We start from the raw sequence: 16580 nt of genomic DNA on the forward strand, positions 1-16580 counted from the left end.
GACATTGTTCCCCTCAGTCTGATCGCTGAAAAGGGGTCATTCAAATTAACCAGATTGCCTGTCAACTCAGTCGTTGCGCGCGTGCTTAGACCGCCGTGAGACGGCCGTTCCGCCCCGCCCTTTGCAGACCCGCCTCACCCGGCGACCAACGCCCTAAGGATCTCGCGCACCCAGCGATGGCCGGTGTGTCCGTGACTGCGCTCATGCCACAGCATGCCCACCTCGAAGCCCGGAACGGAAATCGGGCATTCTACGATCCGCAATGCATCGGTGTGATCGCGCACAAGCCGTTGCGGCACTAGAGCAACGAGGTCGGAGCGGGACACGATATCCAGCACAAACAGGAAGGAGGCCGCGGACAGCACCACGTTGCGCCGAAGGCCTAGGGCCGCCAACGCGTCGTCCACGGGCGTGACGAAGTCGCCGCCGCGTAGCGACACGATGACATGCTCAAGCTGCGCGAACTGCAAAACCGTGAGCTTTCGTCGCAGCTTGGGATGGTCGCGGCGGCCTATCATCACGTAGCGTTCGTTAAACAGGTGGCGGCTGCGCAGGCCAGTCGGGGCGTCACTGGGCGTCATAAACGCGAGGTCGACCTCGCCGTGAGCCATTTGCGTTGGCAGTTGCGGAACGTCCAGCATACGCAACGCTATCCGCACACCAGGCGCCTGTTGTCGAAGCTCCAGGAGTAGCGGCTGCACAAGCGCAGCCTGTAGATAGTCGGTGCAGGCGATAGCCATAGTTAGTTGCGCCCGCGCGGGATCGAAATGGCCATGCTGGATCACCGTTGCACGCAATTGATCAAGCGCATTGCACAAGGGCGCCAGCAGTTCGTCGGCTTTCGCCGTGGGAGTCATGCCGCGTTGCGCCGGGATCAGCAACGGGTCACCAAACAGGTCGCGCAAGCGTGCGAGCTGCGCACTTACCGCTGGTTGGCTAAGGTGTAGGCGGCGGGCAGCGCGCGTCACGTTTTGCTCTGCGAGCAAGGCTTCGAGGGTGACCAACAGGTTCAGGTCTATGCGTTTGGTATCCATGGCATGGATAGTAGAGCAAGAGATTGACGATTTCACTCTATAGCATTTTTTGTCCAGACTGCACATGTCGGCGCGCGTGTTGCGTGCCTGTATGGAGAGTCTCATGACGCCTTTTGCACCATTGCCCTTGATCACCGTCGCTGGCGCCTCCAGCAAGCAAGGCCGCAGCGTGGCCTGCGCCCTGCTGGATAGCGGTCGCTACCGCGTGCGCGCTCTCGCACGAAGTGCAGATAGCGCACCCATGCGCGAACTGGCCCAGCGCGGCGCCGAGATCGTCATCGCGCCGTTGGAGGCGGGTCGCCAAGCCGAGCTTGCCGCGGCTATGCGCGGCTCGTACGGTGCCTTCCTGATGACACCGCCAATAGCGCCCGTGCCGCCGCCGGGCCGCCCCGAATTGGCGCTGGGGCTCGAGTTGGCTGATGCGGCGCTCGCCGCGGGCGTGGAGCATATTGTCTGGAGCAGCCTCGAAAACGTTGAGGCTCGCACGGGGGGCACCCTGTGGGCGCCACACTTCACCGAAAAGGCCTTGGTGGAGGCATACTTGCGCACGCTGCCGCTGCGCAGCTCCTTCATCCAGCTCGCTTTTTTCTACAGCAACTTCCTTGAGTACTACGTACCACGGCCGGAAACCGACGACAGCCTCAGCTTCGCCGTCTATCTGCCGCCAGATACGCCCGTGCCATTTGTCGATCCGCTGACCGCAACCGGTCCCGCGGTTCTGGCGCAATTTGACGAGCCGGAGTCTTATTCCGGCCAAACCCTGCCGGTGATCGGTGAGGTCCTGACCGCGCGCGAGATTGTGGACACCTTCGTCCGCGTAACAGGCCGGCGTGCGCACTACGCCTCAGCGTATACGCGCGAGGAATTACTACGTCACTTTCCCGCGTTCGGTGCCGATGAGTGGCTGGTGCGCGAACTTGTGGGAATGGTTACCTATGCGGTCGAATACGGGTACTACGCGCCAGAACGAGACTTGACGTGGAGCCGGCGAAACGATCCCGACGCACTGACATGGGAAGGTTTTCTGCGGCGCAGTGGTTGGCGTGGAGAACTCACCAGCTTCCGGGTTGCAACGGGTTTATAGACGATTACGCACGCGGTCGACTAAAAGGCCGTCTGGCTCGGAGGGCTTATCAACATACGCCCTTCCGAGGTAAAGCTCGACCAGTATTTCTTATCGCAAAAAAATGCTCCACGGCTCCGGCGGCGAAATGGGCCGCGGTGCAGGAAGTTGACATCTGGCCGGCGTCCTTCCGGGTTCCTGTAAAGCGAGCAGGAACCCCGAAAGCGGTCAACTATGACCGACCGCTGTTGGCCGATAGTGTTGAAAAAGTCGCTGCGCGGATTTTTCAGTTTTCCTGCGCGAAAATCGACCTCTCAGATCGGCCTACAAACCGCTCGCGCAGCCCGGCCAAGGGTAAGAAGACACCCGAAAACCTCCCGATAGAGACGGCCAGCGACTTTTTCAACAGTATCGGCCGATCCCCGCCTTTCGACAAACGCAGAGCTGTCCCCAAGTCGAAAGCCCGAAAGCCTGTCAGGCTGAGGTGTACGTTAGTCTGACGTCAGGCTGAATCGCATAACGCGTCGCGAACGAGGGGGAACGGTCATGCGGGAAAACTTGAACGACAACGACTTGCACGAGCTCTGTTTGCGCTGGGCGGCATGGTGCCGCTCGCGACGCTATCTTGGTGCTCCACGGGTGCCCCCCGGCATCCTTGCCCGGATGCAGCCCGGCCCGGTACGCGACGTGCCAGACGCGCAGATGAGTCCCCAGCTTTCGCTATTCAACACGGCGGTTTCGGCGCAGCCCGACAGCCCGGCCAAAATCTCATTTCTGATTTTCTACCTGCACCCCGCGCGCTGCGTCAAAGAGGCTGCGGCGGCACAGGAAGTCAGCCGCGACGGGTTTTACAGGCGCGTGCGGCGATTCCGGCGCAAGGCGTACCGCGCGATGGTGGCACTCGAAACGGCGAACGCTGGGACGTGGGTGCGACATTCCGTCACGTGGGGGGAGCCGTCGCGGGCTGCCGTCCATTGCTGAAAAAGACTTACACCCGCACTTACACGGATTCAGGAAACAAAAAGCCCAGCCGGTAAGGGCTGGGCTAACTGCTTGAATTCATTGGTGCCGGAAAGAGGAATCGAACCCCCGACCTTCGCATTACGAATGCGCTGCTCTACCGTCTGAGCTATTCCGGCATCAGGAGAAACGAAATTATAGGGACTACTTTAGTGCCTTGACAAGCCCCTTGAGGCATTTTTTTCTTTCGAGATCACTTCTTCGCTTCGAGGTGATAGCGGGTCACGCGATCGACCTCGTTCTTCGAGCCGAGGAACACCGCGACGCGCTCGTGCAGGCTCTTCGGCTGGATGTCGAGAATGCGCTTCTCGCCGTTGGTTGCGGCGCCGCCCGCCTGCTCGACGATGAACGCCATCGGATTCGCTTCGTACATCAGACGCAGCTTGCCCGGCTTGTCCGGCGTGCGCTTGTCGGCCGGGTACATGAAGATGCCGCCGCGACTCAGGATGCGATGCACGTCGGAGACCATCGACGCGATCCAGCGCATGTTGAAGTCGGCCTGACGCGAACCTTCCTTGCCCGCTTTCAGCTCGCCGATGTATTGCTGAACCGGCGGATACCAGTGGCGTTCGTTCGACGCGTTGATCGCGTACTCGCGCGTTTCGACGGGAATGCGCATGTCGCTTTGCGTGAGCACCCACGAGCCGAGCTCGCGATCGAGCGTGAAGCAGTTCACGCCGTTACCGGTGGTCAGCACGAGCACCGTTTGCGGGCCGTACACCGCATAGCCCGCGGCGACCTGCTGCGTGCCCGGCTGCAGGAACGATTGCTCGGTGGCCTGATGGCCGTCCGGGCAGCGCAGCACCGAGAAGATCGTACCGATCGACACGTTCACGTCGATGTTCGACGAGCCGTCGAGCGGATCGAACACGAGCAGATATTCGCCCTTCGGATAGTTGGCCGGAATCGGGAAGAATTGTTCCATTTCCTCGGAGGCCATGCCCGCGAGGTTGCCGCCCCATTCGTTCGCCTCGAGCAGAATTTCGTTCGAGAGGATGTCGAGCTTCTTCTGCACTTCTCCCTGGACGTTTTCGCTGCCCGCCGAGCCGAGCGCATCGCCGAGCGCGCCCTTGCTGACGTGGTAGCTGATCGCCTTGCACGCGCGCGCGACGACTTCGATCAGCAGGCGCAGGTCGGCGGGCAGGTTGTTGGTTTCGCGCTGCTGCTCGATCAGGTACTTCGTGAGAGTGGTACGACGTTGCAAAGACATTGCTGTACTCCGGAAGGCTAGAAGAATGATGGGATTTTAACCGCTCGTTTGTGTCGGCTCCGTGCTTTTGGTTGCACGGCCGGCTTCAGGTCTTGCGGCGCGCCTTGGCCGAGACGGTGCCGCTGACGCTGGCCGCGAGGGCCGCGGCCCGGGCGTGTCCGGCCGGCACGCGGGGCAGTTTCGGGCGCTCGGCGCGCGGCATCGGTTCGATTTCCCGTTCGATCTGCTCGCCGGCGGCGGCGGTGGCGACGCGCAGGTCGTAGGCGATTTGCAGATTGAGCCAGAACTGCGCGCTGGCGCCGAAGTAGCGCTCGAGCCGCAGCGCGGTATCGGCGGAGATTGCGCGGCGGCCGCGCACGACGTCGTTGATGCGCGGCGCCGGCACCCGCAGCGCGAGCGCGAGCGCGTTGACGGACATGCCGAGCGGCTCGAGGAACTCGCTGCGCAGAATTTCGCCCGGATGGATCTCGGCAATGGCCGCGCCCGTATCGATGTCGGAGAAATCGATGCTGTTGAGCGCGGAGCGTTTGATGACCATGTCGGTCTCCCAGTAGTCAGTGATAGTCGATGATCTCGACATTCAGCGCGTCCTCGCCGACGAAGTGAAAACAGATGCGCCACTGCGCATTGATGCGGATGCTCCATTGCCCGCTGCGCTGGCCTTGCAAGGCTTCGAGCCGGTTTCCGGGCGGCGCGTGCAAATTCGAGTCGGAGCTCGCGGCGTCGATCATCAGCCACTTGCGATGCGCTAGCGCCTGGATCGAGCGTGGCAACGAATGCACGAACCTGCCCTGGAAAATTCTTGCGGTGGCCTTGTCTGCGAATGTCGTGATCATCGAATCGTATAACGTGTTGCGTTAAATGTAAACCATCAAACCTGTACGTATACTTTCTGCCCGGCGAGGTCCGATGAACAGTCGGCCAAACGGCTAACGGCGCGACACGAGCGCGTGAACGCAGCTGAAAACAGCGCGAAAAAAAAGCCGGCAACGCGTGCCGGCTTTCCGATGTGACCCGGGAACTCAGAGAGGCATCACGCCAACGCCTTCTCGACGATCTCGCGCACGTCGCGCGACTTGACCTGTGCGGCCACTTTCTCGAGCGCCGCGCGCATGCTGTCGCGCAGCGCCGGCGTGAAGCGTCGCCACAGTTCGAGCGAGCGCGCGAGGCGCGCGGCCACCTGCGGATTGAGCGCGTCGAGCGCGATCACCTGCTCGGCCCAGAATGCGTAGCCGGAGCCATCTGCCGCGTGGAACTGTGCGGGGTTGGCCGCGCAGAAGCTGAAAATCAGCGAACGCGCCCGGTTCGGGTTCTTCAGGTTGAAGGCCGGATGCGTCATCAGCTTGCGCACCGTATCGATCACCGGATGTCGTGCGCCGCCGCGCTGGGTGGCCTGCAACGCGAACCATTTGTCGATGACGAGCGGCTCCTTCTCGAAGCGTCGATAGAAGTCGTCGAGCGCGTGCTGCGCCTCGGGGCTGCCGCCTTGCGGCGCGGCCGCGTTGAGCAGTGCCGACAGCGCGGCCGCGCGGTCGGTCATGTTGTTCGCGGTTTCATATTGCGCGGCCGCGAGACGCACGGCGTCCGCGGAGTCGTCGAGTTCGGTCAGATACGACAGCGCCAGATTCTTCAGCGCGCGATGACCGGCGGCCTCGGGCGTCGTTTCATAGGCGCCCGGCGTGCGATGCTGCTCGTAGACCTTCAGCCAGTCGTCACGCAGCGCATTCGCGAGGCGCTTGCGCACGAACTGCCGTGCCGCGTACACCGCGGCCGGATTCGATTCGGCCATCTGCTCGGCGAGATACGCTTCGGACGGCAGCATCAGTGCGAGCTCGCGGAACACCGGCGAGAGCGTCTCGTCGGTCAAAACGCGCGCGAACGCGGCGACCACCGAGTCGTCGAACTGCAGCGCCGCGCCCGTGGCCGCGCGCGCGGCCAGCGCGAGCAACTCGCGCGTGGCAAGCCGCTGGCCGGCTTCCCAGCGGTTGAACGGATCGCTGTCGTGCGCGAGCAGGAACGCGAGCTGTTCGCCCGTGTAGTCGTATTCGACGATCACCGGCGCCGAGAAATTGCGTAGCAGCGACGGCAGCGGTTCCTGCCCGACGTTGACGAACGTGAAGGTCTGCTCGGTCTGCGTGAATTCGAGCACGCGCGTGGTCGACGCCGACGCCTTCGCCTCGCCGTCGAGCTGCAGCGGCAGATCGCGGCCGTCCTTGCCGATCAGACCGATCGCGAACGGAATCAGCAGCGGCCCCTTCTGCGTTTCGCGCGCGGCCGGCACGGCATCGCCGTAGCCCTGGCGCAGTGTCACGCTGTAGCGCTGCTGCGCGGCGTCGTAGCGCGTGCGCACCGACACGCGCGGCGTGCCGGCCTGGCTATACCAGCGCTCGAACTGCGCGAGGTCGCGGCCGTTCGCGTCGGCGAGCGCGTGACGGAAGTCGTCGCAGGTCACGGCCTGGCCGTCGTGACGCTTGAAGTACAGGTCCATGCCGTGGCGAAAGCCGTCGCGGCCGAACAGCGTCTGATACATCCGCACGACTTCCGAGCCTTTCTCGTAGACGGTCATCGTGTAGAAGTTGTTGATCTCGACGTAGCTTTCCGGGCGCACCGGATGCGCCATCGGGCCCGCGTCCTCGGCGAACTGCATCTGGCGCAGCACCCGCACGTCCTCGATGCGCTTGGTCGCGCGCGCGGCTTCGTCGGTGGCGCCGCCCGCCATGTCGGCCGAGAACTCCTGGTCGCGGAACACCGTCAGGCCTTCCTTCAGGCTCAGCTGGAACCAGTCGCGGCAGGTCACGCGATTGCCGGTCCAGTTGTGGAAGTACTCGTGGCCGACCACCGCCTCGATGTTCGAGAAGTCGGTGTCGGTGGCCGTTTCGGGGTTCGCGAGCACGTACTTCGTGTTGAAGATGTTGAGCCCCTTGTTTTCCATCGCGCCCATGTTGAAGTCGCTGACCGCGACGATCATGAAGCGGTCCAGATCGAGCTCGAGCCCGAAGCGCTGTTCGTCCCAGCGGATCGAGTGGATCAGCGAATCCATCGCGTGACGGGTCTTGTCGAGATCGTGCGGCTCGACCCAGACCTGCAGCAGCTTTTCCTTGCCTGAGCCGGTCTTCACGCGTTCTTCGAGCGCGACGAGCTTGCCCGCGACGAGCGCGAACAGATAGCTCGGCTTCCTGAACGGGTCTTCCCAGCGCGCGAAATGGCGGCCGTCGGGCAACTCGCCTTGTTCCAGAAGATTGCCGTTCGACAGCAGCACCGGATAGTCGGCCTTGCTCGCGCGCAGCGTGACCGTGAAGCTCGCCATCACGTCGGGGCGGTCGAGGAAATAGGTGATGCGGCGAAAGCCCTCGGCCTCGCACTGCGTGAAGAAGTTGCCGCTCGACACATACAGCCCCGACAGCGTGGTGTTTTCCGCGGGATTGCAGATGCTGGTGAGGGTCAGCTCGAAGCTGTCCGGCACCTCGTCGAGCAGCAGGCCGTGCTCGTGGGGGTGCGCGTTCGGGAATGGCTTGCCGTCGATCGCGGCGCTGACGAACTCCAGTTGCTCGCCCATCAGTTCGAGATGAGCGGCGCGCAACGCATCCGGGTTGCGGCGAACACGCATCGTGTTCCTGACGACCGTGCGTTCGGGGACCAGATCGAACTCCAGTGCGACGGTGTCGATCAGGAAGGCGGGCGGCGCGTAATCGGCGCGGCGGATCACATTGGGCGTTGCGGTATCGGCCATGGCGTTCTGTGGTGGTGTACTCGAGCGGTCGGGCGCGCAAACGGCGCGCGAGCCGGGGTTGGTCGACTCATTGTACAAAGCCTCGGGCAATCGTGCGGAAGGGAAGGGGGCCGAGTCTCGGCGCCGGGTAGCGCTGCCGCTTTCGACGGACCGGGGAAGAACCTTTTACCGGCTGGCGAGGTCAGCGTATTATCGGGCGCCACGCGTGGCGGAGCGCCGGCATCGTCCGCCGGGCAGCGGATCGCGCGACGGAATAATCTCGACTGAAGCAGAGTTTTAACTGAAGCAGAATAGATGCAATCAGAGGCATCACGAGGCAGACCATGAACATCGATCGATGGACCCGCCGCGTCGCGCTGCTGTTCGTCGCGCTGACGGCGCTGCTGTCCGGCTGCACGACCTACGTGACCACGCAGGTCACGGCGTTCTCGGACTGGAGCGGAAGCGACGCGACGCGCACCTATGCGTTCACGCGGCACGAGGATCAGAAGAACAATCTCGAGCTGAGCGCGTACGAGCGGATCGTCGCGAACGAGCTCGCCTTGCACGCGTTCCGCGAAGTCTCGCACGACGACGCGCGCTATCTGGTCGAGCTCGCCTATGGCATGCGCTCGGACATCGTGACCGTCGCGCAGCCGGTCTACTACAACCCGTGGCCCGGTCCTTACTGGGGCCGGCCGTTCGATCCGTGGGGACCGTGGGGACCTTTCCCGGCGACGTACGTGAACCAGAGCTACCCGGTGTTCACGCATCTGCTCGGCATCCGGATCACCGAGCGCGCGAGCGGCCGGGAGGTCTACAACGTCACGGCGCGCAATGTCGGCGAGGAGTCGTCGCTGGTGCGGGCAATGCCATATCTGGCGCGTAGCGCGCTGGCTGATTTCCCGCTGGCCAACGGCGCGGTGCGCACCGTGAAGATTCCGCTCGGCGGCGGTGGCGGCGCGGACGCCAACGAAGTGTCGCTGCCGGCGGCCACGCCCCCCGCGGGCGCGGCGTCGGCGCCGAAGGCCGCGCAGTAGCTCAGACCCCGACCCCGTACAACGCCATCGCGCCGAGCACGACGAACATCACCGCGGCGATGCCGTGCACGAGCCTGGTCGGCAGACGATGCGCGAAGCGGTCGCCGAGCAGGATCGCCGGCACGTTCGCGATCATCATGCCGAGCGTCGTGCCGGCCACCACGCCGAAGAAATCGTGAAAGCGCGCGGCGAGGGCGACCGTCGCAATCTGCGTCTTGTCGCCCATTTCCGCGAGGAAGAACGTGACGACCGTCGCGCCGAACACCCCGAAGTGCGTGCGGTTCGTGTTGGCTTCCTCGTCGTCGAGCTTGTCGGGCACGAGAATCCACAGCCCCATGCCGATAAACGACACCGCCAGCGCCCAGCGCATGATGGTCGGCGTCAGCATCGAGCCGAGCCACGCGCCGAGCGCGCCGGCTCCTGCGTGATTGATCAGCGTCGCCGTGAGCACGCCGAGAATGATCGGCACGGGCTTGCGATAGCGCGCGGCCAGCACGAGCGACAGCAGTTGCGTCTTGTCGCCGATCTCGGCGAGCGCGACCGCTCCAGTCGAAATCAGAAAAGCTTGATTCACGTTGAATGGATTCCTCGGGCCGAAGATGAACGAGCGACGACCCACGACACGCCGGGCCCTGTTGCGGCGCGTGTGGATCATCGGTCTCGCCAGGCCAGAGGCTGCGACTGCCATGGCCGTGCAGGCCAAGTCTGTTGACAGGCGCCCCCGCGAACCACACGTGCGACGCACCGGCGAAGCGGTGCGGACGTGCCGCGGGGCGGCTACTCCCCAATGAGGGCCGGAGTATAGCAGGCGCGGACGCATCGTTGCCACGAATGTTGTTTGCACGGACGACGCGGCGTCGGTGTTTTCGCTCTGCGGTGCATTCGAAGAAAGACGAATGAAAGGTTTTTCGTCGGTTCCGGCGGCATTGTCGCGCCAGCGCCGACGCACGAGATCGCCTTCCGGTGCGTCGTCGCGGCCGGTCTTGTCAAATCGTCTAACAATGTGTTGCGTGACAGGCGCGGATACAGATGGATACGTCTTTCCTCGCCGATCTGATTCAAAATACCCGGTACTATTCGGCCACAAAAGGAGCCTGAGCCGCTATCCACTACACCGATTGTCAGGGGCGCCTGACAAATCGGGCCCGATCGCCGGTGCTGCATTCCCTGACAGGCAGACTGGTCGGTCCCGGGTTGGAACTTCCCGATCCGCGCGGCGGCGCTCGCCGTGACGGCTGTGTATTCCGTCAGGCGCTTGAGCCCCTTCCCCGTTTCCACGCGCGAACACCAATATGCCCGATCTGCACTGGACCATTCCGGTCGGTCGCTGGTCTAGCTGGCCGGCTACCTCGTCTGCCGCACCCGATATCGGCTTCATCGAGCCGATCGTGCGGCGGCGTCTCAGCACGCTGTCCAAGGTGGCGCTCAAGGTCGCGCACGACTGCGTCGCGCAGGCACCCGCGCGCGTGGTGTTCGCTTCGCGGCACGGGGAGTTGCGGCGTACCACCGACATCCTGCGCAGCATCAGCGCCGGCGAGCCGGTATCGCCGACCGCCTTCAGCCTGTCGGTGTTGAACGCGATGACCGGCGTGTTCGGGATTGCGCGCGGCGACCGCTCGGCCGCGAGCGCGGTATCGGCTGGCGCGCAGACGCTCGGCTATGCACTGCTCGAAGCGTATGCGCAATACGCGACGCAACCGGATGCGCCGGTGCTGCTCGTGTATGCCGACGAACCGGCCGATCTCGCGTACGGCACGATCGAAGACGAAGTGCACGGCGGTGCGATCGCGGTGTTGCTCGACAAAGATGCGTCGGCTGGGCACGTTGTTTGCTCTTTGACCCGCGCTGACGAGGAGGTAGTCGAGCAACGCGGCGACCCGCGATCCGCGTTGAGCGACGCCCCGAGCTTTCCGACCCAGAGCGAGGCGCTGCTGCACTGCCTCAAAACCGGCCAGCCCGCGCGCTGGCAGCGCGCCGGCGCGCTGTGGCACTGGAGGTGGGATGAGCGCGCGGCTTGATTACGCGTGGCGTTTTTGCGCGACTGGCCTCGCTTTCGTCGCGTTCGGCGTGTGCGGCGTGCTGTTTTCGGTGCTCGTGTTTCCGCTCGCGTGGCTGTGGCCGCATCGCGCCTCGCGGCAGCGCGCGGTGACCGTCGTGATTCAGCGGTTTTTCCGCGCGCTCGTCGCGATGCTGCGCGGTCTCGGCGTGATGGAACTCGAGGTGTCCGGCGCCGAGGCGTTGTGCACGGGCGGGCCGGCGATCGTCGTCGCGAATCACCCGACTTACCTCGACGTGATGGTTCTGCTGTCGTTGACGCCGCGCGCGTGCTGCGTCGTGAAGCACACGCACTGGCACAACCCGTGTTTCTGGGGCATCGTGCGCGCGGCCGAATACGTGAGCAACGCGGACGCGATCGCGCTCGTCGAGGCCGGCGCGAAGCAGCTCGCGGCCGGCTATACGATGATCATTTTTCCGGAAGGCACGCGCAGCCCGGCGCCGAACCGGCTGCACGCGTTCTCGCGCGGATTCGCGCACATGGCGCTGAAGGCCGGCGCGCCGATCGTGCCGGTATTGATGGATTGCGATCCGCCCGCGTTCACGCGGCAGATGCGCTGGTACGACGTGCCGGCGCGCGCTTTCCGGATGCGCGTGAACGTGCTCGCGCCGCTTGGCGTCGACGAGCTGGCCGCGCACGACACCACCGCGGCCATCGCGGCGCGCAGCGTGACGAATGCCGTAGAAGCCCACATTACCCAGCACCTGTTCGACTATGGATTCTTTAAAACTGGAAATTAAAAAGCTTCTGATCGAAGCCCTCGATCTCGAAGACCTGAGCCCCGCCGATATCGACGACGACGCCCCGTTGTTCGGTTCCGACGGCATCGGTCTCGATTCGATCGACGCGCTCGAAATCGGCATCGTGCTGCGCAAACAATACCAATTGACCATCGTGGCGAACGACGAACGCACGCGCGAGCACTTTCGCTCGATCAACACGCTTGCCGCGTTGGTCGAGAGTCAGCGCGAAGCGGCGCACGCTGCGAACGAAACCGCAAGGAAGGGGGTTTGATCGTGACCGAGACTGAGATTCTTGAGCGCATCCGCGCGATCTTTCAGGAAAATTTCGCGATCGAGCCGCAGCGCGTGACGCCCGACGCTCACCTGTTCGAAGACCTCGATCTCGACAGCATCGACGCGGTCGATCTCGCGATCAAGCTGCAGGAGATGACCGGCCGCCGCATCAAGCCGGAGAACTTCAAATCTGTGCGCACGGTCGGCGACGTGATCGGCGCGGTCGAATCGCTGCTCGCGGCGCAAGGCTGATGCCGGTCGCGCACCCGCGCCCGCAGATGTCGCAGCCACGTCCCGCCGCAAGCGAATCCGGCGCGCGGCCTCACTGGAGCAGGACCGTCCTGCAGGTGCTGCTGAAACTCGCTTACCCCGCGCTGATCTTGTGCGCATGGCGCTGGGACGCGCCGCGTCTCGTCGGCGGCATGCTGCTGGTGACTTTATGGCTGCAGCGCTGGGCCGGCGGCGGCCCGGTTGCGATGTCGCTGCGGCAGCTTTCCACGCTCGACTGGAGCGTGGTGGCGATGCTGAGCTGCGCATCGGCGACGATCGTCGTCACCGATAGCGAGCTGCTGCTGCGCTTCTATCCGTCGCTCGTCAATCTCGGTTTGCTGATCGCGTTCGGCGCGACGCTCGTGCGCGGGCCGTCGATGATCGAAAAATTTGCGCGCCTCGGCAGTCCCGATCTGCCGCCGGATGCGGTGCGCTATACGCGGCGCGTGACCCAGGTCTGGTGCGTTTTCTTCGTGCTGAACGGCGCGTTTTCCGTCTACACCGCGCTCTATTGGAGCCGCGCGGCCTGGTCGCTGTACAACGGCGCGATCGCCTACGGACTGATCGGCGCGCTGCTGGCGGGCGAATACGCATGGCGACGTCTGTTCGTGCTGCCGCGCGCCGCGCGAGCGGATTCGGAGGCCGCCTGATGCTCGCGTTGCACGATCTGTTGTCGGCCGATGCCGCGCTTGCGACGTCCGCCGCACCGGTGTGCCGAGATGGCGCCGTGCTGCTCGATCGCGCGGCGTTTCGCGCGCGCGTCGAGGGCTTGATCGAGCTCGTGCGAACGCCCGACGCGCGGCGCTGCGCGCTCTGTATCGACGATCCGTTCGAGTTCGCCTGCGCATTGTTCGCGCTGTTCGCGTGCGGCAAGGAGCCGGTGATTCCGGCCAATGCAACGCCGGGCTATCTCGCCGATCTCGCGCACGCCTACGACTTCCTGCTGACGGATGCGGATCTGCCGCCGTTCGTCGCAGCGACGCATCGCACGGCTCACACCGCCCACCCGATCGACGCCCATGCGCCGATGACGCTCTACACATCCGGCAGCAGCGGCACGCCGAAGCCGATCCGCAAGACGCTCGCGCAATTCAACGCCGAAGTCCGCACGCTCGAACGGCAATGGGGCGCATTGCTCGGCGACGCGACGATGCTCGCGAGCGTGCCGCATCACCACATCTACGGTTTGCTGTTTCGCGTGTTGTGGCCGCTCGCGGCCGGCCGCGCCTTCGATCGCGCGATCGGCGTCGAGCCGCTGCAGCTGCAGGCGCGCATCGCGCAATGCGGCGCGACGGCGGTCGTGTCGACGCCCGCGCAGCTGTCGCGCTGGCCCGCGTTGCCGGGCTTCGCCGCGCTTACGCCCGCGCCGCGCGCGTTCTTTTCGTCGGGTGGCCCGCTCGCGGCCGACGCCGCGCTGGCCTATGCGGCGAGCTACGGCGCGGCGCCGCTCGAAATCTACGGCAGCACGGAAACCGGCGGCATTGCGTGGCGGCGTCAGGATCAGGGCGACGCTTGGCAGCCGGTCGCCGGCGCCGAGGTGCGCCGCGACGACGACGGCGCGCTGTGCGTGCGCTCGCCGCATCTCAACCACGACGGCTGGCATCGCACCGGCGATCGCATCGCGTTCGATGCCGACGGGCGCTTCCGCTTGCAAGGGCGCCTCGACCGCGTGCTGAAGCTCGGCGGCAAGCGCGTCTCGCTGCCGGAACTCGAGGCGCGTCTCGCGCTGCATCCGTATGTCGCGCAGGCGGCGCTGGTGCCGCTCATAGGCGCGTCGCGCGAACGCGTCGGCGCGGTGATCGCGCTGACCGAAGCGGGCGGCGCTGCGTTGTGCGACGAAGGCCGCGTCGCGCTGGCGAAAACGCTGCGCCGGCATCTGGCCGATTACTTCGATGCGGTCGTGCTGCCGCGTCATTGGCGTTTTCGCGTGAGCCTGCCATTCGACGCGCGCGGCAAGCTGCCCGCGAGCGCGGTTGCGGCCGCGTTCGCGCCGCTCGCCGAGGGCATGGAAGTGCTCGCCGAAACGCGCGTCGGCGACATGCGCGTCGGCGACACGCTGCACTACGTGCTGCGCGTGCCGCAGTCACTCCAGCATTTCGCCGGCCACTTTCCGGGTCTGCCGATTCTGCCGGGCGTCGTGCAGGTCGACTGGGCAGCGCGGCTCGCGGCCGGGCATTGGCCGCGCGTGCGAGAGGTGGCGTCGGTCGAACGCCTGAAGTTCATGGCGCCGGTGTCGCCCGGTGCGGTGCTCGAGCTCACGCTCGCCTATGATGCCGCGCGCCGGCGTGTGCAGTTCGCGTACCGGCTCGACGGACGCGAATGCGCGTCGGGCTTGCTCGTGCATCGGGAGGACGCGTGATGACGTTCGCGCCCTGCATCGTCATTCCGATCTACAACCACAAGGACGCGATCGGTGCGAGCGTCGCGCATCTCGCGGTGCACGGCCTGCCGATCTTCGTCGTCGACGACGGCAGCGACGCGCCGACCCGGCGGGTACTCGCCGCGCTCGCGCTGCAATACGCGCAGCAGATGACGCTGCTGCGTCTGCCGGCAAACGGCGGCAAGGGCGCGGCAGTGATGGCGGGCCTGCGCGCCGCGCGCGCCGCGGGCTACACGCACGCGCTGCAGATCGACGCCGACGGCCAGCACGATGCGACCGACGTGCCGCGCTTCATCGATGCCGCGCGCGCCGAACCCGGCGCGCTGATTCTCGGCCGTCCGGTCTACGACGACAGCGTGCCGAAGGCACGTCTGTACGGCCGTTATCTGACCCACGTGTGGGTGTGGATCGAGACGCTGTCGCTGACGATCCGCGATTCGATGTGCGGCTTTCGTCTGTATCCGCTCGCGCTCGCGTGCGAGCTGATCGACAGCGTGCGACTGCCCACGCGCATGGACTTCGACATCGAGATCCTCGTGCGTCTCTACTGGCGCCGCGCCGCGTTCCGCTCGATCCCGACGCGCGTGACCTACGCGGCCGACGGCGTGTCGCATTTCGACGTGCTGTGGGACAACGTCCGAATCAGCCGCAGCCATACGCGGCTCGTGTTCGGGATGCTGTGGCGTCTGCCGATGCTGCTCGCGCACAAGCTGATGCCGCGCCGCGGCGCGCTGGCCGACGCCGCCGATGAAGCCCGGCCCGAAGCCTGGTGGCGCATCGCCGAACGCGGCAGCCGCCTCGGCATGAGCCTGCTCGCGCTGAGCTGCAAGCTGTTCGGCCGCCGCTTCACCGCGCTGTGGCTGCATCCGGTCGTCGCGTATTTTCTGCTGACGGGCCGCGCGGCGCGCGCCGCGTCGGACAACTACTTCGCGCATCTGAGCGCGCTCGCGCCGTCGGCGGATACGCCGCGCCCGGGCTGGCTGTCCGCGTATCGCCATATGCTCGCGTTCGCGCAATCGGGCTTCGACAAGCTCGCCGCATGGACCGGCCGCGTCGACGACACCGACGTCACGTTCGACGATCCTGCGGCGTTCGAAGCACTGATCGCGAGCGGCAAGGGCGCGCTCGTGATCGGCGCGCACCTCGGCAATCTGGAGATGATGCGCGCGCTCGCCATCCGCGGCGAACACGCGAAGGTCACGGCGGTCGTCTACACCGGGCACGCGCGCCGCTTCAATGAGGTGCTGGCGGCGTCGAATCGCGACTTCGCGCGGCATCTGCTCGAAGTCGGCGACTTCGGTCCCGAGACGGCGGTGCTGATGCAGCAGCGCATCGATGCGGGCGAGCTGCTGGTGATCGTCGGCGATCGGGTGCCGGCGCGCGAGGCGGGACGCACCACCGACGCGCAATTTCTCGGCGCGAGCGCGCGCTTCGCGCAAGGACCCTACGTGCTCGCGCATGCGCTCGGCTGTCCGGTCTACCTGTTCTTCTGCCTGAAGGAACGCGACGGTTACCGCATGTATTTCGAGCCGTTCGCCGAGCGCATCGAGCTGCCGCGCCGCGAACGCGCGCAGCATCTGGCAGCGTGGGCGCAACGCTACGCGCTGCGCCTCGAACACTATTGCCGCAAGGCCCCTTACCAATGGTTCAATTTCTTCGATTTCTGGGCCAGCCCCGAGCGAGGCGCAAATGGCCGACCATGATCTGAACGATGTGCGGCACGCACGCGCTGTTACGAGTGCCGCGGCGCATGTGGATGCCGGTGCCGCTGCCGATCGCCAA

16 protein-coding genes, 1 tRNA gene and 1 riboswitch are annotated in these 16580 nt (G+C 65.3%); of the genes, 10 read left to right on the forward strand and 7 right to left on the reverse strand.

Translation table 11 applies throughout. The features are described from left to right. Positions 1-134: 134 nt before the first annotated feature. Positions 135-1034 (reverse strand): LysR family transcriptional regulator, encoded by a 900-nt coding sequence (locus F6X40_RS19770; RefSeq protein ID WP_187628925.1) that lies wholly within the window; start codon positions 1032-1034, stop codon positions 135-137. Positions 1035-1137: 103 nt separating this feature from the next. Here F6X40_RS19770 and F6X40_RS19775 point away from each other — a divergent pair, with 103 nt between their 5' ends. Next, entirely contained in the window at positions 1138-2118 is a 981-nt protein-coding gene (locus tag F6X40_RS19775) for an NmrA/HSCARG family protein (RefSeq protein ID WP_187628926.1), read from the forward strand. 525 nt (positions 2119-2643) lie between these two features. Beyond that, positions 2644-3078: a hypothetical protein gene (locus tag F6X40_RS19780; RefSeq protein WP_187628927.1), complete on the forward strand. Its 435-nt coding sequence runs from the start codon at positions 2644-2646 to the stop codon at positions 3076-3078. Between the two features lie 82 nt (positions 3079-3160). On the opposite strand, the gene F6X40_RS19785 is transcribed toward F6X40_RS19780, so the two are convergent. The 5 genes from F6X40_RS19785 to pepN all read right to left on the reverse strand — a co-directional run bounded on the left by F6X40_RS19785 (position 3161) and on the right by pepN (position 8057). Further along, positions 3161-3236, reverse strand: a tRNA-Thr gene (locus F6X40_RS19785). A gap of 74 nt (positions 3237-3310) precedes the next feature. Continuing rightward, entirely contained in the window at positions 3311-4327 is a 1017-nt protein-coding gene (locus F6X40_RS19790; protein WP_184027398.1) for a class 1 fructose-bisphosphatase, read from the reverse strand. An 85-nt stretch (positions 4328-4412) separates the two neighbouring features. Beyond that, positions 4413-4865: a HigA family addiction module antitoxin gene (locus F6X40_RS19795; protein WP_090801406.1), complete on the reverse strand. Its 453-nt coding sequence runs from the start codon at positions 4863-4865 to the stop codon at positions 4413-4415. A gap of 16 nt (positions 4866-4881) precedes the next feature. Next, positions 4882-5163: a type II toxin-antitoxin system RelE/ParE family toxin gene (locus tag F6X40_RS19800; protein ID WP_187628928.1), complete on the reverse strand. Its 282-nt coding sequence runs from the start codon at positions 5161-5163 to the stop codon at positions 4882-4884. Positions 5164-5360: 197 nt separating this feature from the next. Continuing rightward, positions 5361-8057 carry an aminopeptidase N gene (pepN, locus tag F6X40_RS19805; RefSeq protein ID WP_187628929.1) on the reverse strand — a complete coding sequence of 899 codons (2697 nt, stop codon included), beginning with the start codon at positions 8055-8057 and terminating at the stop codon, positions 5361-5363. Between the two features lie 323 nt (positions 8058-8380). On the opposite strand from pepN, the gene F6X40_RS19810 reads away from it, so the two are divergent. Beyond that, positions 8381-9076: a DUF4136 domain-containing protein gene (locus tag F6X40_RS19810; RefSeq protein ID WP_187628930.1), complete on the forward strand. Its 696-nt coding sequence runs from the start codon at positions 8381-8383 to the stop codon at positions 9074-9076. A gap of 1 nt (position 9077) precedes the next feature. Here F6X40_RS19810 and F6X40_RS19815 read toward each other — a convergent pair whose 3' ends face one another. Then, entirely contained in the window at positions 9078-9650 is a 573-nt protein-coding gene (locus F6X40_RS19815; RefSeq protein ID WP_187628931.1) for a TMEM165/GDT1 family protein, read from the reverse strand. 11 nt (positions 9651-9661) lie between these two features. Beyond that, positions 9662-9874, reverse strand: a riboswitch (yybP-ykoY riboswitch). 494 nt (positions 9875-10368) lie between these two features. Between F6X40_RS19815 and F6X40_RS19820 the strand changes: the two genes are divergently transcribed. From F6X40_RS19820 to F6X40_RS19850, 7 genes are read left to right on the forward strand one after another with little or no spacing between them, the layout of a single operon-like run. After that, positions 10369-11094 (forward strand): beta-ketoacyl synthase chain length factor, encoded by a 726-nt coding sequence (locus tag F6X40_RS19820; RefSeq protein WP_187628932.1) that lies wholly within the window; start codon positions 10369-10371, stop codon positions 11092-11094. Then, complete coding sequence (locus tag F6X40_RS19825) at positions 11078-11872, forward strand: lysophospholipid acyltransferase family protein (protein ID WP_187628933.1); 795 nt, start codon at positions 11078-11080, stop codon at positions 11870-11872. The genes F6X40_RS19820 and F6X40_RS19825 overlap by 17 nt, the downstream gene beginning before the upstream one ends. Next, a complete protein-coding gene (locus F6X40_RS19830) occupies positions 11847-12146 on the forward strand; it encodes a phosphopantetheine-binding protein (RefSeq protein ID WP_090801395.1) in 300 nt (99 codons plus the stop codon). Before F6X40_RS19825 ends, F6X40_RS19830 begins: the two co-directional genes overlap by 26 nt. Before the next feature lie 2 nt (positions 12147-12148). Next, positions 12149-12400 carry an acyl carrier protein gene (locus F6X40_RS19835; protein WP_013090186.1) on the forward strand — a complete coding sequence of 84 codons (252 nt, stop codon included), beginning with the start codon at positions 12149-12151 and terminating at the stop codon, positions 12398-12400. A gap of 26 nt (positions 12401-12426) precedes the next feature. Continuing rightward, the gene (locus F6X40_RS19840) at positions 12427-13068 is read left to right on the forward strand and encodes a hypothetical protein (RefSeq protein WP_262421487.1); all 642 of its coding nucleotides are present in this window, start codon (positions 12427-12429) and stop codon (positions 13066-13068) included. Beyond that, a complete protein-coding gene (locus F6X40_RS19845) occupies positions 13068-14777 on the forward strand; it encodes an AMP-binding protein (RefSeq protein ID WP_187628975.1) in 1710 nt (569 codons plus the stop codon). Before F6X40_RS19840 ends, F6X40_RS19845 begins: the two co-directional genes overlap by 1 nt. Continuing rightward, positions 14777-16501, forward strand: coding sequence for a glycosyltransferase family 2 protein (locus tag F6X40_RS19850; protein WP_187628935.1), 1725 nt, complete (start codon positions 14777-14779; stop codon positions 16499-16501). Before F6X40_RS19845 ends, F6X40_RS19850 begins: the two co-directional genes overlap by 1 nt. The last annotated feature ends 79 nt before the right edge of the window (positions 16502-16580 follow it).

This window comes from Paraburkholderia sp. UCT31 (genome assembly GCF_014397655.1).
Taxonomy (GTDB): domain Bacteria; phylum Pseudomonadota; class Gammaproteobacteria; order Burkholderiales; family Burkholderiaceae; genus Paraburkholderia; species Paraburkholderia tuberum.